We start from the raw sequence: 727 nt of genomic DNA, 5'->3' as shown, positions 1-727 counted from the left end.
CCTCCACCACCTGATACGCGGTCTCCATGCCCCACACCACCGCGTCCTCCTCGCCGTGCATACCTGACGGATTGCGGGCAGGCAGGTAGACATTGAACTGGTAGTCACGCTGGTCGTCGTAAAACTCCACCACATCGATCTTTAACCGGTCATCCGCCGTCACTTTGTACCAGATACCCACTTCCGCCAGCAGGCGTTGGATAAAGCGCAGGTCATCTTCGCCATACTGCATCACCTGTTCCCGCCTCGGGTAGCTGTACGCCAGACTGAACAGGAAGTCCTGCCCGCGAAAACCATGTCGCTCCCGCAGGATTTTCTCCACAATCTCCGGCACGGACAGTTTTTGGTAAATAGCGTATTGATGGCTTCTCGCCAGCAGCGCCAGCCGGGGCTCCAGCGTCACTTCGTAACGGCTTTCGTCCCGCGAAGTGGAGAGCAGTTTAAAGCCGCTGATCACCCCGTAAACCGAGCGCAGCGGCTCCGGCGGCACAACCGGCATCCACCGTATCCCCGGATTAATCGCAGGCGAGGTCAGGGTAAATGAGGCTTGCTGCATCAGCATCTGTGCCGGTTCAATCCCTTTCTCCGCACTGGTGAATTCAATGGCATAGCGAAACGGCTGGCTTAAGGCTTCCTGCCCGGTAAAGGCCAGCACATCCAGCGGTGCTTTATTGCGCCACACTTTTAGTCTGTAACGGCTGTGATCAAAGATGATCATCGGTGTTAG

The 727-nt window shown here is 56.8% G+C and carries 1 protein-coding gene; it reads right to left on the bottom strand.

The features are described 5' to 3' along the window. A partial coding sequence (locus AACQ38_RS23780; protein ID WP_165579248.1) for a type VI secretion system Vgr family protein occupies positions 1-727 on the bottom strand: 727 nt, incomplete at both ends.

The organism is Photorhabdus sp. RW14-46, assembly GCF_963887965.1.
Classification (GTDB): Bacteria; Pseudomonadota; Gammaproteobacteria; order Enterobacterales; family Enterobacteriaceae; genus Photorhabdus; species Photorhabdus laumondii.
Note: the sequence above shows the minus strand (reverse complement) of the source record. Positions and strands in the feature narration are given on the sequence as shown.